The 23754-nt window shown below is 72.3% G+C and carries 18 protein-coding genes; 7 read left to right on the forward strand and 11 right to left on the reverse strand.

Going from position 1 to position 23754, the window contains the following annotated elements:
* Window positions 1-70: 70 nt before the first annotated feature.
* The 4 genes from ACIREI_RS00930 to ACIREI_RS00945 form a co-directional block, all read right to left on the reverse strand.
* Entirely contained in the window at window positions 71-994 is a 924-nt protein-coding gene (locus ACIREI_RS00930; protein ID WP_403325771.1) for a sirohydrochlorin chelatase, read from the reverse strand.
* A gap of 120 nt (window positions 995-1114) precedes the next feature.
* Window positions 1115-2092 (reverse strand): N-acetylglucosamine kinase, encoded by a 978-nt coding sequence (locus ACIREI_RS00935; protein WP_403325774.1) that lies wholly within the window; start codon window positions 2090-2092, stop codon window positions 1115-1117.
* Window positions 2089-2766 (reverse strand): uracil-DNA glycosylase, encoded by a 678-nt coding sequence (locus tag ACIREI_RS00940; protein WP_403325777.1) that lies wholly within the window; start codon window positions 2764-2766, stop codon window positions 2089-2091. The genes ACIREI_RS00935 and ACIREI_RS00940 overlap by 4 nt, the downstream gene beginning before the upstream one ends.
* Before the next feature lie 82 nt (window positions 2767-2848).
* Entirely contained in the window at window positions 2849-3934 is a 1086-nt protein-coding gene (locus ACIREI_RS00945) for a WD40/YVTN/BNR-like repeat-containing protein (RefSeq protein WP_403325780.1), read from the reverse strand.
* A gap of 275 nt (window positions 3935-4209) precedes the next feature.
* On the opposite strand from ACIREI_RS00945, the gene ACIREI_RS00950 reads away from it, so the two are divergent.
* Window positions 4210-4797 carry a hypothetical protein gene (locus tag ACIREI_RS00950; RefSeq protein ID WP_403325783.1) on the forward strand — a complete coding sequence of 196 codons (588 nt, stop codon included), beginning with the start codon at window positions 4210-4212 and terminating at the stop codon, window positions 4795-4797.
* A gap of 579 nt (window positions 4798-5376) precedes the next feature.
* Here ACIREI_RS00950 and ACIREI_RS00955 read toward each other — a convergent pair.
* Complete coding sequence (locus ACIREI_RS00955; protein WP_403325786.1) at window positions 5377-7134, reverse strand: acyl-CoA dehydrogenase family protein; 1758 nt, start codon at window positions 7132-7134, stop codon at window positions 5377-5379.
* Window positions 7135-7214: 80 nt separating this feature from the next.
* Between ACIREI_RS00955 and ACIREI_RS00960 the strand changes: the two genes are divergently transcribed.
* Window positions 7215-8009: a PaaX family transcriptional regulator C-terminal domain-containing protein gene (locus ACIREI_RS00960; RefSeq protein ID WP_403325789.1), complete on the forward strand. Its 795-nt coding sequence runs from the start codon at window positions 7215-7217 to the stop codon at window positions 8007-8009.
* A gap of 192 nt (window positions 8010-8201) precedes the next feature.
* Here the strand turns inward: ACIREI_RS00960 and ACIREI_RS00965 are convergent, their stop codons facing one another.
* The gene (locus tag ACIREI_RS00965) at window positions 8202-8984 is read right to left on the reverse strand and encodes a pectate lyase (RefSeq protein WP_403325792.1); all 783 of its coding nucleotides are present in this window, start codon (window positions 8982-8984) and stop codon (window positions 8202-8204) included.
* 32 nt (window positions 8985-9016) lie between these two features.
* Entirely contained in the window at window positions 9017-9997 is a 981-nt protein-coding gene (locus tag ACIREI_RS00970) for a polysaccharide lyase family 1 protein (protein WP_403325794.1), read from the reverse strand.
* A gap of 311 nt (window positions 9998-10308) precedes the next feature.
* On the opposite strand from ACIREI_RS00970, the gene ACIREI_RS00975 reads away from it, so the two are divergent.
* The 3 genes from ACIREI_RS00975 to ACIREI_RS00985 all read left to right on the forward strand — a co-directional run bounded on the left by ACIREI_RS00975 (window position 10309) and on the right by ACIREI_RS00985 (window position 17300).
* Window positions 10309-11391 (forward strand): non-reducing end alpha-L-arabinofuranosidase family hydrolase, encoded by a 1083-nt coding sequence (locus tag ACIREI_RS00975; protein WP_403325796.1) that lies wholly within the window; start codon window positions 10309-10311, stop codon window positions 11389-11391.
* 32 nt (window positions 11392-11423) lie between these two features.
* Complete coding sequence (locus ACIREI_RS00980; RefSeq protein ID WP_403325799.1) at window positions 11424-12746, forward strand: PHB depolymerase family esterase; 1323 nt, start codon at window positions 11424-11426, stop codon at window positions 12744-12746.
* Between the two features lie 195 nt (window positions 12747-12941).
* Entirely contained in the window at window positions 12942-17300 is a 4359-nt protein-coding gene (locus ACIREI_RS00985) for an HAD-IC family P-type ATPase (protein WP_403325801.1), read from the forward strand.
* Between the two features lie 64 nt (window positions 17301-17364).
* Here ACIREI_RS00985 and ACIREI_RS00990 read toward each other — a convergent pair whose 3' ends face one another.
* Window positions 17365-18444 (reverse strand): NADH:flavin oxidoreductase/NADH oxidase, encoded by a 1080-nt coding sequence (locus ACIREI_RS00990; RefSeq protein WP_403325804.1) that lies wholly within the window; start codon window positions 18442-18444, stop codon window positions 17365-17367.
* Between the two features lie 146 nt (window positions 18445-18590).
* On the opposite strand from ACIREI_RS00990, the gene ACIREI_RS00995 reads away from it, so the two are divergent.
* The gene (locus tag ACIREI_RS00995) at window positions 18591-18944 is read left to right on the forward strand and encodes an ArsR/SmtB family transcription factor (protein WP_403325806.1); all 354 of its coding nucleotides are present in this window, start codon (window positions 18591-18593) and stop codon (window positions 18942-18944) included.
* Here ACIREI_RS00995 and ACIREI_RS01000 read toward each other — a convergent pair.
* Window positions 18864-20288: a nucleobase:cation symporter-2 family protein gene (locus ACIREI_RS01000; protein ID WP_403325808.1), complete on the reverse strand. Its 1425-nt coding sequence runs from the start codon at window positions 20286-20288 to the stop codon at window positions 18864-18866. The two genes, ACIREI_RS00995 and ACIREI_RS01000, sit on opposite strands and share 81 nt — an antisense overlap.
* A gap of 81 nt (window positions 20289-20369) precedes the next feature.
* The gene (locus ACIREI_RS01005; protein WP_403325811.1) at window positions 20370-21713 is read right to left on the reverse strand and encodes an FAD-dependent oxidoreductase; all 1344 of its coding nucleotides are present in this window, start codon (window positions 21711-21713) and stop codon (window positions 20370-20372) included.
* 239 nt (window positions 21714-21952) lie between these two features.
* Between ACIREI_RS01005 and ACIREI_RS01010 the strand changes: the two genes are divergently transcribed.
* Window positions 21953-22411 carry a DUF6214 family protein gene (locus ACIREI_RS01010; RefSeq protein WP_403325814.1) on the forward strand — a complete coding sequence of 153 codons (459 nt, stop codon included), beginning with the start codon at window positions 21953-21955 and terminating at the stop codon, window positions 22409-22411.
* On the opposite strand, the gene ACIREI_RS01015 is transcribed toward ACIREI_RS01010, so the two are convergent.
* Window positions 22346-23752 carry an MATE family efflux transporter gene (locus ACIREI_RS01015; protein ID WP_403325816.1) on the reverse strand — a complete coding sequence of 469 codons (1407 nt, stop codon included), beginning with the start codon at window positions 23750-23752 and terminating at the stop codon, window positions 22346-22348. The two genes, ACIREI_RS01010 and ACIREI_RS01015, sit on opposite strands and share 66 nt — an antisense overlap.
* Window positions 23753-23754: the final 2 nt, after the last annotated feature.

A 23754-nucleotide genomic window follows, 5' to 3' on the forward strand; every position in this document is an offset into this window, starting at 1 on the left:
TGAAGGGACGCCGAAGGGCCCGCTCCGTGTGAGGAGCGGGCCCTTCGGCGTTACGGCTGTGACGTGCGCGTCAGCGCACCGGCGTGCCCTGTGGCTGCTGCGGGGCGATGCCCAGCGCCGTCGTGTACTTCGACAGGGCGAGCTTCCCGATCGCCGGGTACGGGCCGAGTGCCTCGGCGGCGGAGCAGCCCGCCTCCTGGGCGGCCTGCGCGATCAGGCTCGCGTCGATCTCCGGCCCTATCAGGTACGGCGCCAGCGCCAGCTGCTGCGAGCCCGAGGACCGCAGCTGCTCGGCGACGGCCGTGATCGAGCCGTCCTGGTCCAGGGCCGCCGCCATCACCGGCACAGCCAGGCGCGCGGCGAGCAGCATGCCGGTGATCCCGGCCGCCTGCACGGCCTCCTCGCCGCCCACAGAGGCGAGGATGATGCCGTCCGCGGCCGTGGCCACGGTGAACAGCCGGGCACGGTCGGCGCGGGCCAGACCGGCCTCCGACAGCCGCACGTGCAGCGCCTCGGCGAGCAGCGGGTGCGGGCCGAGCACATCGGTGAGGTCGGCCGCGACCCGGCTGTCCATCACGGCCTGGCGGATGACGCGCAGCAGCGCGCTGTCCGGGCCGGCCAGCAGTGGCACGACGACGGCGACCGGGCCCTCCGGCTCCTTGACCTCCACACCTGCGGCGATCGCCTGCTCATAGCGGGCGATGCGCTCCTCGGCGGCGTGCACGAGCACGGACTGGAGCGTGGGGAACTCCACGTCGTCGCCGTCGACGTACCCGATCCGGGCGTCGAGACCGGGGAGCTCGGAGCGGGCGATGCTCACGACCTCCTCGGCCAGGCCGCGGGTGGCGGCACTCGGCGTGCCCGGCACCGCGAGGACGAGCGCGGGCGCGCCTTCGGGAGCCGCCAGGGGCTCGGGTCGGCGGTGCCGCCCGGGCTGACGAGGTCGCGGCATTCGTACTGGCAGGCCGGACGCGGGCCCAGTGGGGGAGCTCATGGCGACGCATGTTACTGGCTTCTTGGGCTCCCCTGTTCGGGGAGGGTGCAGGTGAGCGGTATCCGTCCGCATTTGTCTGATTGAGTTACGTGCGGTGCGGAAGCGGACGGCGTAGGTGGATCAGTCCCTCTTTCCGGTCACCACGCAGAGCATCGCCTCGTCACCCGGAAGAGTGAACGCGTTCGCCGCCAGGTCGGTCGCGATACGTACCGCCCCCTGCAACGGATCCCCGGCGGCCGACACCCGCCGCGCGTGCGGCAGCCGCTTCGACAACTCCTCTTCCAACGGTACGAGAAGAGGGGTGCCCATCTTGAACAGGCCCCCGGTGAGCGCGACTTGGGGCTCTCCGGAGGTGGGGCAGACGGCGGCCGCCGCTTCGGCCATGTGCCGTGCGGCGGCCCGCACGATCTCCGCGGCCACCGGGTCGCCGTCGGCGCAGGCGGCCACGTGCGGGGCGAAGGAGGCGAGGACGGCGGGACGGTCCGGGCGCGGATAGAGCTTGCCGGGCAACCCCCGCACCGGGCCGAACGACTCCTCGGCGCGGGCCAGCAGCCGGGCCGACCCACCGGGCCGCCCGTCGTGCGCGCGCAGCGCCGCCTCCAGCCCGGCCCGTCCGATCCAGGCACCGCTGCCGCAGTCGCCGAGCAGATGCCCCCAGCCGTCCGCGCGGCGCCAGCGCGTCAGGTCGGTGCCGATCGCGATCAGCCCCGTACCGGCGGCGACCACGGCGCCGGCACGGGGCCCGAGGGCGCCCACATAGGCGGTGACGGCATCGGCGGCCAGGGCGAGGCGCCCGATGCCGAACTCCCGCTCCAACGCGGCGGGCAGCTCGGCGCGCAGTCCGTCCCCCAGGGAGGCGAGCCCGGCGGCACCGACCACGGCCGCCCCCAGCCGAGCGACACCGGTCTCGGCCACCAACGCCCGGACCATGGGCACCAGTTGCTCCATCAGATGCCCGGCGTCGATGCCCCGCCCCCCGGTTCGCACGGGCTCGCCGGACTCCCGCCGTGCCAGCGCCCCCTGGCCGACGGTGCCGACGACGACACGCATCCCGGACCCTCCGGAGTCGACGGCGAGGAACCCGGAGACGTCGGTCACGGCAGGCGCCAGTCCACCGGCTGTCCTCCCTGTCGGATCAGCAGGTCGTTGGCCCGGCTGAACGGGCGGGAGCCGAAGAAGCCGCGGTCGGCGGACATGGGGGACGGGTGGGCGGACTCCACCGACGGGAGGTTGCCGAGCAGCGGGCGGAGGTTGCGGGCGTCGCGGCCCCAGAGAATGGACACCAGCGGCTTGCCACGGGCGGCGAGCGCCCGTATGGCCTGTTCGGTGACCTCCTCCCAGCCCTTGCCGCGATGAGCGGCCGGCTTGCGCGGGGCCGTCGTGAGCGCCCTGTTGAGCAGCAGCACGCCCTGCTGGGTCCACGGCGTCAGATCGCCGTTGGACGGCTGCGGCAGCCCCAGGTCGGCGTTCAGCTCCCGATAGATGTTGATGAGGCTGCCGGGCAGCGGATGCACCTCGGGCGCGACCGAGAACGACAGCCCCACGGCATGTCCCGGGGTCGGATACGGGTCCTGTCCGACGATCAGGACCCGTACGTCGTCGAAGGGCTGCTGGAAGGCCCGCAGGACGTTCGGCCCGGCCGGCAGATAGGTGCGTCCCGCGGCGATCTCCGCGCGCAGGAAGTCGCCCATCGCGGCGATCCGATCGGCAACGGGTTCCAGGGCCTTCGCCCAGCCCGCCTCGAGGATTTCATGCAAGGGTCGTGGTGCCACGGCCGTCACCCTACTGCCGTACCGGCAGCGGTGATCAACCGGTGGCCAAGGCCGGCCCGTAAGCCCCGCCACCTCGGACGGCTCATGCGATCACCGCGGCCCGCACGCACAGCACGTCCGGCAGATGCGACGTCAGCTGCCGCCAGCTGTCGCCGTCGTCGGCCGACGCGAACACCTCGCCGTTGCGGTTGCCGAAGTACACGCCTGCCGGGTCCGCGTCGTCCGTGCACATGGCGTCGCGCAGCACCGTGCCGTAGTGGTCCTCCTGCGGCAGTCCTGCCGACAGCGGCTCCCAGGTCTTGCCCGCGTCCGCCGTACGGAAGACACGACATCGGTGGTCGGCGGGCACGCGGTCGGAATCGGCGTTGATCGGGAAGACGTACGCCGTCTCGCCGCGGTGGGGGTGTGCGGCCATCGCGAAGCCGAAGGTGGACGGCAGGCCCTCGCCGATGTCCGTCCAGTGCGCGCCCGCGTCGTCGCTGCGGTACACGCCCCAGTGGTTCTGCAGATAGAGGCGGTCCGAAGTCGCCGCGTCCTGTGCGATCTTGTGCACGCACTGGCCGAACTCCGGGTTCGGATCCGGCAGGAAAACGGCGGAGACACCGGAGTTGGACGGAACCCAGCTCGCACCGCCGTCGGCCGTCTTGAAGACGCCGGCCGTCGAGACGGCGACCGTCACGGCCAGGGGGTCGCGCTTGTCGGTGAGCACGGTGTGCAGGCCCTCACCGCCGCCGCCCGGCACCCACTTCGACCGGGTCGGGTGCTCCCACAGCGGGCGGATCAGCTCGAAGGTCTCGCCGCGGTCCTCCGAGCGGTACAGCGCGGCCGGCTCCGTGCCCGCGTACACCACGTCCGGCTCCGCGGCCGCCGGGTGCAGTTGCCACACGCGCTCCAGGGAAGCGTCCGTGTCCTTCGGGAACTTGACGGCCGGCCGGGCCGGTTCGGTCCATGTGCGGCCCAGGTCGTCGGAGTGGAACACGGACGGGCCCCAGTGGGCGCTGTCGCCGCCCGCCAGCAGCCGCGGACGCTCGCCCCGCGTGTCGATGGCGACCGAGTACACGGCCTGGGCGTTGAAGTAGGGACTCTCGTCGAACTCCCAGGTGCCACCTCGCCTCCGCCCGATGAACAGCCCCTTGCGCGTGCCCACGGCGAGCAGTACCTCGGTCATGCCGATCACCTCCGCGACGTCTTTGTCTCAGGTACCGGCCAGTCTGCACCCCAGCACTGACAGTCACCTCTGGAAAGGCCGACATCGCAGGTCAGGGCGGCGATGATAGCTCGCAGCCGCGAGCCGCGGGGGTTTTCCGGCAGACATCCGCGGGGACCGCGTGACCCGTGCCACGGTCGTCTCCCGGTACGTGCAGTGAGCATCCGCCTGCCCTCTCCCGTATGGGAGGGAGGTGGGTCCGGCAGGTTCGTGCGCTCAGGAGGAGGAAGCCTTCGATGGCGTTCCGTGGTCCGAAGGTGTGGCTGTGGCGGTGGCGGCGCAATCCGCTCAAGCGCCGGGCCGACGCGGTGGAGGCCTGGGTGCTGCTCGCCGCCTGGGCGCTCACCGTCCTCGCCGGAGTGCTCGCCGGCCTGGCGACGGCCGGCACGGTGGAGCAGGGGATGGCCAGGGAGCGCGTCGAGTGGCGCCCCGTCGTCGCCCTGCTCACCGAGCGGGCGCCGGGCACGACCGACGCGCGCTCCGGCACGTCGAGCGGCGCGAGCGTGTGGGCGAAGGTCCGCTGGAGCGCACAGGACGGTTCCGCGCACACCGGACAGGCCCGCGTCCGGCCCGGCAGCGGCGTCGGCACGCCGGTCACCGTCTGGACGGACCCGCAGGGCCGCATGGTGACCCAGCCCGCCACCGCCTCCGAGGCCCGCACCCGGGCCACTCTGGTCGGCGGTCTCGCGGGAGTCTGCGCCGCCTGCGTACCTTTCGTCGCCGGGCGCGCCCTCCGCAGTCGCCTGGAGAGCCGGCGCATCGACCAGTGGGGCTACGAGTGGGCACGGTTCGGCCCCCTGTGGGGTGGGCGGACGACAGGCTGACGGCTGTACGCGGGGTGGGCGAAGGGGCGTGGCTGCCGTACCCGTGAAATGGCCTGATCGCCCGGCCTGTCCGATCGCGCCGTACGGCGTCCCGGCGGCGCAGGGTTGGATGCCCGGCGGCCCGGACCGCCAGGGGATGCGGTGGGCTCGGCTGCGCCCGAGGGCGGTCGGCGGCCCCCCGAGCCGGCGGCCACGGGCCGGGCGAGCTCCTCCCGTAGGCCCGTCCCTCGGGTCCGTGCGTTGCTGCGCCCGCGGGGGACTCCTGTCAGAACGCCGGTAGTCCGGGTCCCGGGCGGTCAGGGCCCTGACACAGGCTGGCTGTCGCCTACGACCTCCCTCTGACAGCAGAGGACGCGGCGACCCGCAGACCATGTCCGCCTGGGCGGAGGCGGTGGCCCGGTCCGCGGGCCCGGCCACCTGGCGGCGCGCCCGGGTCGAGCCCGGCGATGTTCCGCCCGATCAGCCCTGCCCAGCTCCGCGCCCTGCGGCCTCCCCCGCCCGATCAGCCCTGCCCCGCTCCACCTCACTCAGGTGGCCCCGAGCCCTAAGGGCCCCCGCCCGACCACGAGGAGCCGCGCCTCACACCCCACCCGGCAGCGCCCGCGCCAAAATCCCGTCTACATCGGCGGCTTCCGGCAGAGTCCCGAACGCATGCCCCCAGTCGCCGCCGAGCCGGCTCGCGCAGAAGGCGTCGGCAACCGGCGCGGGGGCGTGCCGGACCAGGAGGGATGCCTGGAGGGCCAGGGCCATCTGCTCGACCAGGCGGCGGGCGCCGGCCTCGGAACCGGCCGCGAGCAGGCCCTTCAGACGGGTGACGGCCGCGTCCAGCCGGGCGTCCACCCCCTGCGCCAGGGCGAGTTCGGCGAAGAGGGCCTCGACGGTGGCCGGCTCCCTGCTCAACGCTCGCAGCACGTCGAGGGCGTTGACGTTCCCCGAGCCCTCCCAGATCGACAGCAGCGGAGCCTCGCGATAGTGGCGGGGCATGCCCGACTCCTCGACGTAGCCGTTGCCGCCCAGGCACTCCAGGGCCTCGGCGGTGAAGGCGGGCCCTCGCTTGGTGACCCAGTACTTGCCGACGGCGGTGGCGATCCGGCGGAACGCCGCCTCGGCCCCGTCCGCGTCGTCCCCGCGCACCGCCCGGTCGGCCGCGCCGGCCAGCCGTAGCGTGAGCGTCGTGGCGGCCTCGGACTCCAGCGCCAGGTCGGCGAGCACGTTGCGCATCAGCGGCTGGTCGAGCAGCCGGGCCCCGAACGCGCGGCGGTGCCGCACATGGTGCCCCGCCTCGACGAGCGTCTTGCGCATCAGCGTCGCCGACGACATCACGCAGTCCAGGCGGGTGCAGTTGACCATCTCGATGATCGTCTTGACTCCGCGCCCCTCGGGCCCCACCAGCCAGGCGACGGTCCCGTCGAACTCGGGCTCGGAGGAGGCGTTGGAACGGTTGCCCAGCTTGTCCTTCAGGCGCTGGATGCGGAAGGTGTTGCGGCTGCCGTCGGGCAGGACGCGCGGCACGAGGAAGCAGGACAGGCCGCCGGGAGCCTGCGCCAGCACCAGGAAGACGTCGCACATGGGCGCCGAGGTGAACCACTTGTGCCCGCGCAGCGTGTACATGCCGGGCTCGGTGGTCGGCGTCGCCGTCGTGGTGTTCGTGCGGACATCGGAGCCACCCTGCTTCTCGGTCATCCCCATGCCCGCCAGCAGACCCCGCTTCTCGGTCGGCACGCGCAGCTCCGGGTCGTACTCCCGGCTGGTCAGCAGGGGTTCGTAGACCTTCGCGAGCTCGGGCTGCCGACGGAGCACGGGGACGGCGGCGTAGGTCATCGACGTCGGGCAGCCATGCCCGGCCTCGGTGTGCCCCCACACCAGCCCGCCGGCCGTCCGGGCGACATGGGCGCCGGGCCGCTCGTCCGCCCAGGGCGCCCCCGCAAGCCCCTCGGCGACCGCGACCCGCATCAGGTGATGCCAGCTCGGATGGAACTCGACCTCGTCGACGCGACGGCCGTACCGGTCGTGCGTACGCAGTTCCGGCTCGTGCCGGTTGGCCAGCTCGCCCCACTCCTGTGCCTCGGCGCTCCCGGCCCGCAGCCCGAGCCGCCGGATGTCCTCCTCGGCCCACCCGGCGCCCTCACGGCGCAGCCCTTCGAACAGGGCCGTGTCCTCGGACGCGTCGTAGGGGGCCAGGGGAGGGGGCTGGTTGGTGACGTCGTGGGTGGCGTACCGCCCGGTCGGCTCCTGCGTGAGTACGGCTGACTCCTGCGTGAGTCCGGTCGGCTCCTGCGTGACGCCGGGCTGCTCCAGCGAGGCACCGGACTGCTCCTGCGCGGGTATCGAGACCATGCCGCCAGTGTTGCACTACGGCTGCGGTTGCAGCAATCCTGTAATACGTCACCGTCGCCCCGCCCCGTACAGTCGTCGCCATGCCGAACAACGCGTCACCGCAGGCCGGAGAGGTGGGACTGCGCCCGCTGTCCGCCCGGTCGGTCGTCCTGAGCCTGCTGCTGGGTCTGCATCCGCCCGAGCTGCCGGTGAAGGATGTGGTGCGCAGTGTGGAGCCGTTCGGGATCGCGGGATCCACCGTGCGGGCCGCGCTCAGCCGGATGGTGGCGGCCGGAGACCTGCGGCGCGCCGACACGGTCTACCGGCTCAGCGACCGGCTGCTGGAACGCCAGCGGCGCCAGGACGACGCCGTCCACCCCGCGACCCGGCCCTGGCGCGGAGACTGGGAGATGGTCGTGGTCACCGCCACGGGCCGCGGTCCCGCCGAACGCGCCGACCTGCGCAACGAGTTGACCCGGCTCCGGCTCGCCGAGCTGCGTGAGGGCGTCTGGCTGCGACCGGCCAACCTGCTCCGCCCCCTGCCGGACGAACTCGACCAGGTCGCCGAGCGCTGCACGGCCCGCCCCGACCGCCCGGCGCGAGAGCTGGCGGCGAGCCTGTGGTCGCTGGACGTGTGGGGAGAGACGGGGCGCGCCCTGCTCACCCATGTCACGCACGCCCGCCGGCCGTCCGACCGCTTCACCGCCTTCGCGGCCGTCGTGCGGCACCTGCTCGCCGACCCGGTGCTGCCCCCCGAACTCCTCCCGGCCGACTGGCCGGGCACGCGACTGCGGGCGGCGTACGCCGACTACCGGCGGGAGCTGGCCGAGGACACACCCGCGCGTGACGACCGGGCTGCCGTCGAAGCTCCACGCGCGCGTACCGGCCAGAAATGACGAGGCGGCCGTACGAAGCGCCGTGCGGGGACGCTTCGTACGGCCGCCCTCCCCGGGGGGGACCACCTATGTGTGAGACCTACCGGTGTGTGACCCACATGTGTGAGACCGACCTGTGTGTGGCCCACATGTGTGAGACCGACCTGCGTGTGACTCACCCATGTGTGAGACCGACATGTGGGCGAGCGAGGTCTACCTGTAGGTGATATCCGAAGTGGAGTACAGGCAGTTCGTGCTGTCCGGACCCGTACCCACGGCGGTGTTGTTGTTGTACTTCTGGCAGGGGATGACCTTGCGGCTCGCGTCGTTGAGGATCGTGATGCCGCGCAGGGTCGCCACGTCGCCCCGGTTGACGTTGATGCCGACGAGGCGGGCCGTGGAGCCCGTGCCGGTCACCTCGATGTTGCTGAGGTTGACCTTGCGGGTGTACGGCGTGGAGCAGTCACCGCAGGAGCGGTACAGCGTCTTGAACTCGCTGACGGCGAAGTTGGAGATGTTCACCGTGCCGGGCCCGTTGTGCTGGAAGACCTTGTCGGCCGCCTTCTTCGCGCCTCCGCCGATCACGTTGTACGTGGAGCCGCCCCGGAAGGTGGCGGCGTCCTCGCCGACGTCCTCCCACCACACGTTCTGCAGCGTGCAGTTGCCCTCGCAGTGGATGCCGTCGGCGCCGGGTGCGCCGATGATGACGTTCTTCAGCGTCGCGCCGGCCGCGAGCTTGAAGATCGGGTCCTGGCCCTCCTCCTGGCCGTCACCGGCCAGGTCCCCGGTGCCGTAGAACCGCTTCATGCCGTAGTCCTTGGTGCCGGACACGGAGATGGTGGCGGAGGTCCCCTGGCTGCCGTTGGGCGTCGGCCAGGTGGCGGCGCTCGCCGGCGGTACTCCGATAGTCGTGATCATGACAGACGAGAGGCCGAGTGCGGCCAGACCGCCGGTCAGTGCGCGCCGGCGGGAGCGGGGCTTTGCTGGTGAAGTCATGTCCCGGATGCCTTCTTCCAGTTGGGGGGTGGTCAGATCTTTCCGGCGCCCGCGCCGGACGTCACCGAGGCGACGACGGTGGACGCGGACTCGGCGGCGTAGCTGTAGGGCGGCGTGGTGAAGGTGCCGACCCGGGAGATCTCGGTCGCGGCCCCGCCGAGATCGTTGCCGCGCAGATTGGCGTAGCCGTCCACGTCGCTGCTGCGGTTCGTGGTGACGGCGATCTTGGTGTCGCGGAAGACGTTGTTCTCCACGAGCATCTGTGCGCCCATGCGCGAGTGGCAGGCGGTGTCCGCGCCGGCCACGTAGTTGTTGTAGAAGTGCCCGGTGCCGAAGCGCAGGCTGGGGATGCGCGAGTAGACGTTGCTGAAGTGGTTGTGGTGGTACGTCACCTTCAGGTGCCCGGTGTCCTCGCTCGCGTTGTTGTCGCTGTGTCCGACCAGTGAGCCCTTGAAGTGGTCCTTGAAGGTGTTCCAGGACACCGTGACGTTGTCCGAGCCGTGGTTGATGTCCAGCAGACCGTCGTAGTAGTCCTTGTCGTGATCACGGTCGGCCGAGAAGGAGTTGTGGTCGATCCACACCTTCGTCGACGCCTGGACCGTGATGCCGTCGGACGGCGCCACGGGCTTGCTGATGTTCAGGTTGCGGACCACGACGTTCGTGACGTTCTTCAGCCGCAGCCCGCCCCCGGTGAACCCCGACGACGAACCGACGCCGAGGACCGTGGTGTTGGAGCCGACGTCGACCTGACCGCTCAGCGAGATCAGGCCGTTGACCCGGACGACCTTGGCCGAACTGCCGGTGACCGCCGTCTTGAAGGCGTCCAGCGTCGAGACCGTCACCGCCGAGGCGCTGCCGCCACCGGTCGTCCCGGCCCCGAATCCGACCGGTGAGGTCTCGGCGGCCCCGGCGGGCTGCGGCAGGACGAGGACGGCGGCGGTGGCGAGAGCGGCCGCGGCCGCCGTCACCAGCGCGGTTCTTTGCGGGCGTGCACGTGGGGGGAGAGTACGCATGCGGGTGCGTCCCTTCAGAAGGACTTACTCGATCGTGTACGTGAACGGTGTGTGTCATACAGAACGCCGCGCGCGGGCAGGGTGACCGTGTGGGGGTGCGGCGGTGCGGCTCGGTCAGCCTGTTGAACGGAACGTAGAGGGCAAGCGCTTTCTGGTCAACGCTTTGCGCAAAAGAATCCACTCAGTCCTGGTGGGAGGTAAGGGCTCTCTTCGCGCCTGCCGTGGGAGCGCTTCCATGATGAGCGTGTCCATGCCACGATGCCCTCCGGGCGTTGTTCCTGCGAGAGGGCGAGGCCATGCCGACTCCACGTATGCGTACGTTGATCAGCGCGCTGGTGCTCACTCTGCTGGCCTTCGGCGTCGTGGCCGTATCCCCGGACCGTGCCGCCGCCGGCAGCCCAGGGGCGGACCGGGCCGGACCGCTCCCCGGCTCCTTCGCCTGGTCGTCCAGCGGACCACTGATCGCGCCGAAGCCGGACGCCGCGCATCCGATCGTCTCGGTCAAGGACCCGACGGTGTTGCGCCACCACAACCGCTGGCACGTCTACATGACGACGGCCGACACCTCCGGGCGATGGAGCCTGGCCCACACCAGCTTCACCGACTGGTCCCAGGCGGCCGCCGCACCACAGACGTTCCTCGACACCAACCCCGCCATCGGCAACCGGTACGTCGCCGCTCCCCAGGTGTTCTACTTCGCGCCGCAGAAGAAGTGGTACATGGTCTACCAGAGCCCGCTGCCGAGCTTCTCCACCACCGACGACCCCTCGGATCCGGGCAGTTGGAGCGCGCCGCGGAACTTTGTCGACGCCGAGCCGCCGATCGTCACGGAGAACAAGGGCCCCGGCGGCTGGCTCGACTACTGGGTCATCTGCGACGACACCGACTGCTATCTGTTCTCCTCCGACGGCAACGGCCACGAGTACCGCTCGCGCACCACGGTCGCCGAGTTCCCCAACGGCTTCCGCGACACGACCATCGTCCTGTCCGAACCGAACCGCTTCGACCTCTTCGAGGGGAGCAACGTCTACCGCCTCGGCAGCAGCGGCAAGTACCTCATGCTCGTCGAGGCGCTGGCGACCGGCTCCGACTGGCGGCGCTACTTCCGCGCCTGGACGGCCGACAGCCCGGGCGGCGCCTGGACACCGCTGGCGGAGACCGAGGCCAACCCCTTCATACGATCGACCAACGTGACGTTCGGGCCTGGACAGCCCGCGTGGACCACGGACTTCAGCCACGGCGAGATGATCCGCGACGGCGTCGACCAGACCCTCACGATCAACCCCTGCCGCCTTCGGTTCCTCTACCAGGGGATGGACCCCGCCGCCGGCGGCGACTACTCCCAACTCCCCTGGAAGCTCGGCCTGGTGACCCAGACCAACAGCTCCTGCTGACCGGTACAGACAGCGCCAGAAGGGACAAGGACGTGCCCACCCCCACCGGCACCACCGTGAGAAGACCGCTCCAGGCGTTACTCGTCGCCCTCGCGGCCCTCCTGCCGCTGCTCGCGGCACTGCTCGTCACCGCCCCCGCGGCCGCCGCCCGCACCGAGGCCGCCGACGTGGTCCCCACCGCGACGCTCACCGAGGTCACCGACTTCGGCACCAACCCCAGCAACCTGCGCATGTACCTGTACGTGCCGGACAGCGTCACAGCGAACCCGGCCGTCCTGGTGGCCGTGCACTGGTGCACCGGCTCCGGCCCGGACATGTACAACGGCACCGAGTACGACACGCTCGCCGACCAGTACGGCTTCATCGTGATCTACCCGTCCGTCACCCGCAGCAGCAAGTGCTTCGACGTCTCCTCGCCGCAGGCGCTCAAGCGCGACGGCGGCAGCGACCCCGTCGGCATCAAGTCCATGGTCGACTGGGTCACCCGCACCTACGACGCCGACACCGGCCGCGTCTTCGCCACCGGCATCTCCTCCGGCGCGATGATGACCAACGTCCTGCTCGGCGACTACCCCGACGTGTTCGCCGCGGGCGCAGCCTTCTCGGGCGTCCCCTTCGGCTGCTTCGCCACCACCGACGGCTCCGAGTGGAACAGCGCCTGCGCCAACGGCACCGTGACGCACACGCCGCAGGAGTGGGGAGCCCTCGTGCGCGGCGCCTACCCCGGTTACACCGGCCCCCGCCCGCGCATGCAGCTGTGGCACGGCACCGAGGACGACGTCCTGCGCTACGCCAACTTCGGCGAGATGATCAAGCAGTGGACGAACGTCCACGGCGCCGGCCAGACCCCGGCCGCCACGGACACACCCCAGTCCGGCTGGACCCGCACCCGCTACGGCGGCACCGGCGACCGGGCACCCGTCGAGGCGATCAGCCTCCAGGGCGTCGGCCACAACCTCTACAGCCAGGGCATGGCGGCCCGGGTCCTCACCTTCTTCGGCTTCGACAGCGGCGGCCCCGCACCCCAGCCCCAGCCCGGCACCTGCAAGGTGAGCGCCACCACCAACGCCTGGAACACGGGCCTGACCGCCTCCGTGACGATCACCAACACGAGCACGACGGCGGTCAACGGCTGGCGGCTCGGCCTCACCCTGCCCGCCGGCCAGACGATCACCAACGGCTGGGGAGCCACGTACACCCCGGCCTCCGGCGCGGTGACGGCGACCAACGCCTCCTACAACGCGGCCCTCGCACCAGGGGCGAGCGTCAGCATCGGCTACCAGGCGAACCACACCGGCAACAGCGCGGCGCCGGGCGCGCTCACGCTCAACGGGACGGCCTGTACGACAGGTTGATCCCCGTGGACCGCTGGGGGTCGGGCCAGGCGACGCCTTCGGCCCTCGCGATCCGCCCGCCGCACACGATCAGCCCTCGCCGCGGGTGCCCCGGGAAGGTGTCCGGGGCACCTGTGGGCGGATGACATGCCGTTTTGCGGGAACCCGGGCCCCACGAAAGGCGATGTCACCGTACGACCGGCCGAGGGTGAGCGAATGGTTCTGGGACTCCTCACACGCACAGTCACACGTCCGGCGGCCGCCGCGGCCGGACTGGTCGCGGCCGGCCCTCGGCTGCTCGCCAGAGGAGCCGCCCCCGCGGTGGGGGCCGCCGCGGGAGCCGTGGCAGGGACGGCCCGGGCAGGCGTACGGAGCGCCGACTCCGCGGCGCGGGTCGTGCGGGTCGCCCGCAACACGCTGCCGCTGCGCTCGCACCCCTGGCGCTCCGGCACCCGGATCCACCTCGCACTGCGGCCCGCGGCACCGGAGCACGTACGGCGGCAGGGGGGGACGGAACGCGTGGCGCGCCGGGTCGCCGCAGCGCTGCTGGAGCGGCCCGACGTGGCCCTCGCCTACTGGGACGGCGGCCTCGGCCGACTGGTGGTGACCGCCGTCGAGGAGTCCGTCAGCGACCGAGTGGTGGAGAAGGCGTCCGAGATCGCGGCCCGGCACGGCCTGGCCCAGACGGACGAGGCGGTGGAGGAGATCCCGCACCCGGCCGACCCCGCCGGAGTACGGGCGGCCGCCGCGACACTCGCCGCCGACGGCATCGGCATCGCGGCCGCGTTCATCGGCTACGGGATGCGCCTGCCGACCACGCCCAGGTCGGTGACCGCGCTGGTGACGCTGGCGCGGGAGAACCCGCGCTTTCGCGGCTGGCTGCGCGCCCGGCTCGGCCGTACGCGCATGGATCTGGTGCTGGCCGTCGTCAACGCGGCCGTCCACGGTGCCGGCCGGACCCCCACCGCTCTGGTGCTGGACGGTTCGCTGCGCTCGCTGCAGCTGGCGGACACGGTGGCGCGCGCGGCCGCGTTCGACATGGTCCACGACGAGGTCTGTGTGCCCGAGCGGTGCAGCGTGGCCGGCGGCCACTGCCCGCGCCCGCCGCTGCGCACCTCCCCGGCCCAGGAGTACGCGGCGCACGCCGAGACCGGCAGCCTCGTCGGCGCCCTGGCCACGCTGCTGGTCAAGCACGACGGCACCGAGGCGGCCGAGGCCGTGCTCGCGGGTTCCCCCAAGGCCGCCCGCTACGGGCCCGCCGCCTTCCACGCCGTACTGAGCTGTGCGCTGTCCCGTACGGGCGTCCTGGTGCGGGACCCCGAGAGGCTGCGGCAGCTGGAGATGGCCGACACGATCGTGCTGCATCCGAGCGCGCTGCGGACCCGCGGAGCCGGCGCGGACCCCTGGGCGGAGACCGTGCTGGACGCGGCCCGGCGGGCGGGCCTGCGCGTGGTGATGGTGGACGATCCCGCCCTGGCCGATTTCACGAACCTCGCCGACCAGGTGGTGAGCGACGAGCGGTCGCTGAGCGATGTGGTGAACGCGTTGCGCGCCGACGACGGCGTGGTCGTCACGGTCGCCCGGCCGGGGGCGGGCGACGAGGACGTGTTCGACGGGCTGCTCAGCGGCGATGTGGCCGTCGCCCTCACCGACGGCGAAGGCGCCCTCGTCTGGGGGGCGGACGTGCTGGCCCCGCACGGTCTGGCCGACGTGTGGCGGCTGCTGCGGGCGGTCCCGGCCGCTCGCGGGGTCGGCCGCAGGTCGCAGGTCCTGGCGCGGTCGGGGGCCGCGCTGTCCGGGCTCCTGGTGGCCATCGGCCAGTCCGGCCGTGGCCGCCGTACGCCGTGGCCCGGGCTCCGTCACACACCGGTGGACGTGAGCGCGGCATGGGCCCTGCTGACCGGCGTGCGAGCGGCCCTGGGCGTGGCGGTGGCCCGGGCCCCGCACCCCCGTCCGCGCGTGGCCTGGCACGAACTGGAGCCCACCGAGGTCCGCGACCGGCTGGAGCATGAACACGAGGCGGAGCCGGAGCCGACCCTGCCCGAGCAGCTCACCGACCGTGCGCGCAAGGCGATCCGAACGATGGGCGAGAAGCGCGCGCTGGCGCCGGTGAGCGGGCCGCTGCGACTCGCCCGGGCCGTGCGCGGCGAACTCGACGACCCCCTGACCCCGGTGCTGGCCGTCGGCTCGGCGGCCGAGGCGATCCTCGGCTCCGTCGTGGACGCCCTGCTGGTCGTCGGCGCGCTCGACCTGAACGCGCTGGTCGGCGGCATCCAGCGGATGCGGGCCGAGCGGGCGCTGTCCGGGCTGCTGGCGAAGCAGAAGCGCAAGGCACGCGTCACGACCGACGAACCGGAGCCCGAGCCGCATCTCGTGGACGCCGCCAAGCTCCGCCCGGGCGACCTGATCGAGCTCCGGGCCGACGACGTGGTGCCCGCCGACGCCCGTCTGGTGTGGACGGACGGCCTGGAGGTGGACGAGTCCGCGCTCACCGGGGAGTCCCTGGCCGCCGACAAGGGGACCGACCCGACGCCGGACGCGGCGGTGCCGGACCGCCGCTGCATGGTGTTCGAGGGTACGACCGTGGTGGCCGGGCAGGCCCGGGCCGTCGTGGTGGACACCGGGGACCGCACGGAGGCAGCCCGGGCCGTGGCCCTCGCCTCTCGCAAGCCGCCGTCCGCCGGAGTCCAGGCCCGGCTGCGGGAACTCACCGACAAGGCGCTGCCGTTGACCCTCGCGGGCGGCGCCGGGGTGACCGCCCTGTCGCTGCTGCGCGGCACGCCGATCCGCCGTGCGGTGAGCGGCGGCGTGGCCGTGGCCGTGGCCGCCGTCCCCGAGGGGCTGCCGCTGGTGGCGACCGTGGCACAGCTGGCGGCCGCCCGCCGGCTGAGCCGCCGCGGCGTTCTCGTCCGGGCGCCGCGCACCCTGGAGGCGCTCGGCCGGATGGACACCATCTGCTTCGACAAGACCGGCACCCTCACCGAGAACCGGCTGCGCCTGGTGCGCGTGGCCGACACCGACGGCACCGTCCGCAAGCCGGACGAGGCCGACGGCACCCTGCGGGTCGCGGCCCGCGCCTGCCCGCAGCTCAACGGCGGCTCCGACCGGCCGGTGCACGCCACCGACGAGGCCGTACTCGACGCGGCGGGCCCCGACCCGGAGTGGACCCAGAGCGAGGGTCTGCCCTTCGAAGCCGGCCGGGGCTACGCCGCCGCCGTCGGCCGGGCCGAGGACGGCCGCCCGGTACTCGTGGTCAAGGGCGCCCCCGAGACGGTGCTGCCCGCCTGTGCCGACCTGCCGTCGTCGGCGACGGAGACGGCGCAGCGGCTGGCCGGCGACGGACTGCGCGTCCTCGCGGTGGCCCGGCGCCCCCTGGACGCGTCGGACGAGGCGGCGGACGTCCTGGAACAGCCCCTGCGGGAGCTGGAGTTCACCGGCCTGCTCGCCCTCGCCGATGTCGCGCGCGACACGTCCACGGCCCTCGTCGAGGGCCTGCGCAAGGCGGGCGTACGACCCGTCATGCTGACCGGCGACCATCCGCAGACCGCCCGCGCGATCGCCGCGGAACTGGGCTGGCCCGAGGACACCGGCGTGGTCACGGGCGATGAACTGGCGTCCGCGGGCCGGGAGGAACGCGCCCGGCTGCTGCGTGACATGGGTGTGGTGGCCCGGGTCGCCCCCGAGCAGAAGCTCCAGGTCATCGAGGCGCTGAGGGACGCCGGCCGGGTGGTCGGCATGGTCGGCGACGGCGCCAACGACGCCGCGGCGATCCGTGCCGCCGACATCGGCGTCGGCATCAGCGCCCGGGGCTCCGCGGCCGCCCGCAACGCGGCCGACCTCGTCCTCACCGACGGCGACCTCACGGTCCTCATCGAGGCCGTCGCCGAGGGTCGGGCCCTGTGGCACAGCGTCGCCGACGCCATCGCCATCCTGATCGGCGGCAACGCGGGCGAGGTCGGCTTCGGCCTCCTCGGCACCCTCCTGTCGGGCGCGTCGCCCCTGTCCACCCGCCAGATGCTGCTGGTCAACCTGTTCACGGACCTGTTCCCGGCCATGGCGGTGGCGGTGACACCGAAGGAAGACGGCAGCGAACCGGGCCGGGACGGTCATGCCGCCGCCGAGGGCACCGAGCCCGGCCAACGCGACCCCGCCCTCCCCGAAGGCACCGAACCCCTCGGCACCTCCCTCCTGGGCGCACCCCTGATCCGCAAGATCCGGCACCGCGCCCTGACCACCACCATGGGCGCCACGTGCGCCTGGCTGATCGGCCGCTTCACCCCCGGCACCGCCCGCCGCTCCACGACGATGGCCCTGTGCGCGGTGGTCGGCACGCAGCTCGCCCAGACCCTGGCCGACCGCCGGGGCAGCCCGCTGGTCCGCGCCACCGCCCTCGGCTCAGCGGCCGCCCTCTTCGTCCTGGTCGAGACGCCCGGCCTCAGCCACGTCTTCGGCTGCACGCCCCTCGGTCCCGTCGCCTGGGCGGGCGTCGCCGCGTCGATCGTGCTCGCGGTGATCGGCCAGCGGGCCGTGCCGTACCTGGAGCGAGCCGTCATGCAGCGGGTGCCGACGGGGTGATCTCGGCCGAGGTGACCGTGCCGGCCCAGGGGCGCGGGGGACAGCCACCCCTACGAGCAGGCGATCAAACGGACCGGTGGTACTGGTCCGGCACATGCACCTCCCCGCCCAGCTCCCGCGCCGCGTGCCGCGCCCATGACGGACTGCGCAGCAGCTCCCGGCCGAGCAGCACCGCGTCCGCCTCGCCGTTCGCGATGATCTTCTCGGCCTGCTCGGCTTCGGTGATCAGCCCCACCGCGGCGACCGGCAACGTCGTCTCGGCCTTCACGCGCGCGGCGAACGGCACCTGGTAGCCCGGGCCGACGGGAATACGGGCGCCGGAGGCGTTGCCTCCGGAGGAGACGTCGAGCAGGTCGATGCCGTGGCGCTGGAGGTCGGCGGCGAAGCGGACCGTGTCGTCGGCGGTCCAGCCGTTCTCGTCCAGCCAGTCGGTCGCCGAGATACGGAAGAACAGCGGCTTGTCGTCCGGCCACACCTCCCGTACGGCGTCCACGACCTGGAGCGCGAATCGGGTGCGGTTCTCGTACGAGCCGCCGTACTCGTCGGTGCGGTGGTTGGAGTACGGGGAGAGGAACTCGCTGATCAGATAGCCGTGGGCGCCGTGGATCTCGGCGACCTCGAATCCGGCGGCGAGGGCACGGCGCGCGGCGTCCGCGAACTGTCCCACGACCTCCTGGATCCCGGCGACCGTCAGCTCGGTCGGCACCGGGTGCCCGTCGGCGAACGGGAGCGCGCTCGGCGCCACCGGCTGCCACCCGTGCGCGTCCGACCCCACCGGCGCACCGCCCCGCCAGGGCTGGTCGGTGGATGCCTTGCGGCCGGCGTGTCCCAGCTGGATGCCGGGCACCGTGCCCTGCGACACCAGGAACTCCGTGATCCGGCGGAGCCCCTCGACCTGGGTGTCGTTCCAGATGCCCAGGTCGTACGGGGTGATCCGGCCCTCGGGGCTGACCCCCGTGGCCTCGACGATGATCAGTCCGGTGCCGCCGGCCGCGCGGGCCGCGTAGTGCGCGAAGTGCCAGTCGTTGGGGACGCCCATGTCGGGGCCCTGCGGTGAGGCCGAGTACTGGCACATCGGGGGCATCCACACCCGGTTCGGGATCGTCACGTCGCGCAGGGTGTAGGGCTCGAAGAGCGCACTCACGGCTCACTCCATTCGTCACGGGGACCAGCGGTCGACTCGTACGATAGGCATCGTAGTACGGGAAGCGTCAAACTACGAGAGTTCTCGTACAAGAATTACGAGGCTTCTCGTACAATGAGGGGAGCCGAGTGAAGTGGAGCGCCGCCGTGACCAGCCCCGCTGTCAGCAGCCGGGACCTCCCGCACCCCACACGCGAGGAGATCCGTCTGGAAGACGTGCTGCACGCGCTCTCCGACCCGATGCGGCTGCAGATCGTGCGAGAGCTCGCCGCCGTCGGCGACGAGCTCTCCTGTTCGCACTTCGATCTGCCCGTGACCAAGTCCACCACCACGCATCACTTCCGTGTGCTGCGCGAGAGCGGTGTGCTCCAGCAGGTCTACCGGGGCACGGCCAAGATGAACGGCCTGCGCAAGGATGACCTAGACAGCCTCTTCCCGGGACTCCTCGACTGTCTTCTCGACGCCGCCGCCCGGCAGGCCGTCCGCCTCGGCGGCGCCTGAACCGGCATGTGAGTCAGCCTTCGAGCCGGCCTTTGAATCGGCCTTCACGGGCAGGTGGTTGAAGAGCAGGTTCAGCACGATCGCCGTCAGACAGCCCGCGCTGATCCCGCTGTTCATCACCGTCTGGAACCAGTCCGGGAACTTCGCGTAGACCGTCGGCACGCCGACCGGCAGCACCCCCATGGCCACGGAAACGGCCACCACCGTCAGGTTGTTGTTGCCCTTGAAGTCCACCTGAGCGAGGGTCCTGAGCCCGCTCGCCGCCACCGTTCCGAACATCACCAGACCCGCACCGCCCAGCACCGGCGCCGGTATCGCCGCCACCACCGCGCCCAGCTTGGGCAGCAGACCGAGCAGCACGAGGATGCCGCCCGCGGTGGCCACCACCCAGCGGCTGCGCACCCGGGTCATCCCGACGAGGCCCACGTTCTGCGCGTACGCCGTGTACGGGAAGGTGTTGAAGACGCCGCCCAGCACGGTCGACAGCCCGTCGGCACGCAGACCGTCGGAAAGGGAACGCGGCGAGACCTTGCGGTCCGTCATCTCACCGACCGCGATGAAGTCACCGGTCGTCTCGGTCATGCACACCAGCGCCACCACCAGCATCGACACGATCGCCGAGAACTCGAAGGTGGGCGCCCCGAAGTGGAACGGCGTGCTGATCCCGACCCAGTCCGCGTCCCCGACCCCGTCGAAGTCCGTGAACCCGAACGGCACCGCCACCGCGAGTCCGACCGCGATGCCGATCAGCACGGCGATCCGGCTCAGGAACTCCGGCGCGAACCGCTGCACGCCGAGCACCACCGCGAGCACGAACGCGGCCAGCGCGAGGTTCTTCGGCTCCCCGAACCCGGGTGAACCGACGCCGCCGGCCGCCCAGTTGCCCGCCACCGGCAGCAGCGAGAGGCCGATGATCAGGATCACGGTGCCGGTGACGAGGGGCGGGAAGAAGCGGAGGAGTCTTCCGAAGACCGGTGCCAACAGCACGATCGCGAGCCCTGCGACGATCACCGAGCCGTAGATCGCGGGCAGTCCGCCGCCTGTGGTCCCGATGAGCACCATCGGGGAGACCGCGGCGAACGTACAGCCCTGCATGATCGGCAGCCGTACGCCGAAGCGCCAGAAGCCGATGCACTGGATGAGGGTGGCTATGCCGCACACCAGGAGGTCGGCGGTGATCAGGTACGCGAGGTCGGCGGGGGACAGTTTCATCGCGCCGCCGACGATCAGGGGGACGGCCACGGCGCCGGCGTACATCGCGAGTACGTGTTGGAGGCCGAAGGCGGCCAACTGGCGGGCGGGCGGGACTTCGTCGACGGGGTGTACGGGCGCGGTTGTGGTCATGGGCGGGACCGTAGACTCCTTGAACAGATTGTTGATTTCGGGGGTGTTGCCGGTTCGTTTCCCGCTGCAGGCCCGCGCCTCTTACGGGGCGCTCTCGTGCGCGGCGGTCATCAGTGACTGCCAGTCGGGAAGCTTGACCACACCCCTGCCCAGCGACGCACCCAGCTCCGCCTCCGCCCGCTCGATCGCACACCAGCCCGTCCACTCGACCGGCTCGATCCCCTCGGCACGCAGTGCCGTGAGCGCGTCCTCGGGCACTTCCTTCCGTACGAGCGCGGAGGCGTCCTCCAGCAGCGACGTCACCGTCTCCTTCGCGCACGGACGGTTGGTGCCGATGACGCCCGTGGGGCCCCGCTTGATCCAGCCCGCCACGTACTCGCCCTGCGCCACCGCACCCTCGCGCAGCACGCGACCGGCGAGGTGCGGGACGGTGCCGGTCGCCGGGTCGAACGGCAGCCCCTCCAGGGGCACTCCGCGATAGCCCACCGAACGCAGCACCAGTTGCGCCTCGATGTCCTCGTACCGGCCCGTGCCCGTCACGCCCCCCTGTCCGTCGGGTGCCGTCCGCTCGAAGCGCACCGCGCCCACGCGACCCTCGTCGGCGAGGACTTCGACGGGGCGCAGGAAGAAGCGCAGCCGGATGTGGTGGCCGGCGTCCCGTGCCGGGGCCTCGGCCCAGCCGCGCAGCACCTCCACGTTGCGGCGCTGTGGGGCGGGCAGGCCGGAGGGGTCGGTGTACGCCGGATCCAGCGCCAGCTCCGCCGGGTCGACGGTCACTTCCGTGTCGGGCAGGGTGCCCAGCTCCCGCAGCTCCTTGGTGGTGAAGCGGGCCTGCGAGGGGCCGCGCCGCCCGACCATGCTGATGTCCCTGACCCGGCTCGCGGAGAGGGCGGTGAGTGCCGCCTGCGGCATGTCGGTGGGGCTCAGCTCGGCCGTGCCCCGGGCCAGCATCCGCGTGACGTCCACCGCGACGTTCCCGACGCCGATGACCACCGCCGAGCGCGCGCCGAGGACGAACCCGTCGTCGACGGCGTCCGGATGGGCGCTGTACCAGGACACGAACTCGGTCGCCGACCAGCTGCCCGGCAGGTCCTCGCCGGGAATCCCGAGGTGCCGGTCGGTCGCGGCGCCCACGCAGTACACCACCGCGTGGTACAGCTCCCGCAGCCGGTCGATCGACACCCCACCGGGTCCGACCTGGACGCCGCCGAGGAACCGCACCCGCTCGTGCTCCAGGACGGTCCGCAGGTTGTTCTGCAGGGACTTGATCTTCTCGTGGTCCGGCGCCACCCCGTACCGCACCAGGCCGTACGGGCACGGCAGCCGGTCCAGGACGTCGACGAGCACGCCCGGATCCTGCTGTACGAGGCCCTGAGCGGTGTAGCACCCGCTCGGGCCGGAACCGACGACGGCGACACGCAGCACGGCGGAACTCCTTGTCCGAGGGGCCTTCGGGGATCGTCGGGAACCTTCCGGGATCTGCGGGGATCTTCAGGAGTCGCTCTCGAGTCCAGCATCGCACCGCGGCCGCTCCGCTGACAGGGTGCTGTGCGCCGGACGGGAAGCGTGTTCGTTCGTATGGAATGTGATCATGAGGTTACGTTGCGTGTGTGCTGGAAGCATCCTTTCTTAATCTTTCCGATCGCTCTGCGACCGACGGCGCCGTGTCCGTGTGGCACGCGTGGGAAGTGCGGGACGACGCCGGGGCCATGGCGTGGTTCGGGGTCCGGCTGGAGTTCGTCGACGGCGCCCGGGTCGAGGCACTCGCCGTGGTGTGCGAGGGGTGTGTCTCCATCGAGGACGTACGGGCCGAGCCGGCGCTGTCCCTCGACGACCTGACCTCGCTCGCCGACTGGATCGAGGCGCCGCTCTTCGACGCGGTCGGGATCGGCGCCGAACCCGACCGCGAGGACCTCGGACCGAACCCGGACCGGACGGTCTGGCCCGGGGGCGTCGAGGGGCAGTGGCTCGTCGCGCAGAAGTACCGCGCGGCGCAGGAGGAGGGTGCCGACCCGGTCCTCGCGGTGATGAGCGCGACGGGACACGGCCGCCGCAAGTCACTCCGGCTGATCGGCCAGGCCCGCGACGCGGGCTTCTTGACCCGGCGCCGCGCCCGCCGCTGAGGGTGACCCGGCGGGCCGTGAGGGAGGAGCGGTCGCGCCGCCCCGCGCGCTGTGGACGCGGAAGGAGACCGACTTCGTGACCGCCTGGAGCAGGTTCGCGCAGGCCAGTGCCGCCCACAGGGCGGTGAGCCCGCCGGCCTCGGCCACGGGGACGGCGACCATCGCAAGGGCCCCGAACCATACGGCGGTCGACACCAGGCTCGGCATGGTGCGCTTGAGCCCGATGAGAGCGAATCCGGCGACCGCCTGAAGGGCGTCGGTGACCACCACCAGCAGGACCAGGGGCAGCAGGCTCACCACCTGGGGGCGCAAGGCGTCGTCCGAGGTGAACAGCGGTACGACCGAGTGCCGGAAGAGGAGCAGAACGGCGCCCAGCACGGCGACGGCGCTCAGCGTCACACCGACGCCCGCCCGGAGGCTTCGCCGTACGCCTGCGACGTCACCCTCGCCCGCAAGGCCGGCTGTCAGCGGAACCATGGCCTGACCGACCGCCACCGCCACGGTGAACATGACGTTCACCAGCGACTCGGACACGCTGTGGACGGCGGCGCTGTCCGTACCGACCCGGGCTGCGGCGAACGTCAGCACACCCAGCACCGCGAACTTGATCAGTACCGTCCCCGCGAGCGGGATCCCCACTGCGGCCAGCCGCAACATCCGGCGTGGATCGGGCCTTCCAGGGCGGAGCGGGTGGCCGGCCAGGACGGTGCGGCGGCGCAGGGTGGTCTGGTTGGCCCATGCCCCGGCCACAGCGGCGGCGAGCATGGCGACGCCCGCGCCGGTCAGGCCGTACGTCGGGAGGGGGCCGGGTGCGCCGACCAGCAGAACCGACAGCGTGACGGAGGTGGCGGTGCTCAGCAGCCCGGCCCGCATGACCTGGGTGCCGTGGCCCAGGGCCACCAGGACGGAGGTTGCCGACTGGCCGACGGCGATGAACAGCACGCTCCCCGCCAACAGCAAGGGGAAGACGCCCAGTTGGTCGAGCACGGCAACCGGTACCCCCACCGCATCGCCGATCAGCGGCACCGAGGCGACGGCTGCCGCGCACACCACTCCGACGGTCAACGCCAGCCACATCGCGTTCCGGACGATCGGCCGCAGTGCGTCGGGCTCGCCCTTGCAGGGCACGACGAACGGCATGACCCCGCGCAACGCGCCCGCGACGGTCGCGGTGGCCGGAGCGAACACGGCGGTGGTCACGGCGAAGGCCGCGAGCGAGGCGGTGGCGTGCCGGCCGAGCAGTGCCGTGTCGACGAGTGCGCCCGCCGAGGCTGCCAAGGTGCTCAGGTACAGCGGCAGCGCAGCCCTCGCGATGCTCCGAAAGGCGTTCTCGTCGCTCACAT

It is taken from the genome of Streptomyces sp. NPDC093591, from assembly GCF_044764885.1.
Lineage (GTDB): Bacteria > Actinomycetota > Actinomycetes > Streptomycetales > Streptomycetaceae > Streptomyces.